Annotated in this window: 1 pseudogene; it reads right to left on the bottom strand. The window is 39.0% G+C overall.

Going from position 1 to position 264, the window contains the following annotated elements:
* Positions 1–264, bottom strand: a pseudogene (locus ACY2RT_RS15405) (acetate--CoA ligase); the annotation flags it as partial.

The raw sequence follows: 264 nt of genomic DNA, 5'->3' as shown, positions 1-264 counted from the left end.
AATAAAGGGTGCAACCATTTATCACGGCCTTCTTTTAGTTGTATATTAGAATTAATACGTTTAGCTACCAGCACGGTCTCTACGCAGGGACAATTTTTTAAAGCCTCGTCTACAATTCCTTTAAGGTCTATCGTTTTATTTCCTCCGAAAGAACCATCACTGGTGATCACTATTTTACAATCTGAATCATTAATGCGTGTGGCAAGTGCTGTTGCAGAAAAAACCGCAAATACTACCGAATGAATAGCGCCAATACGAGCACAA

This window comes from Ulvibacter sp. 2210JD10-4, assembly GCF_058148525.1.
Note: the sequence above shows the minus strand (reverse complement) of the source record. Positions and strands in the feature narration are given on the sequence as shown.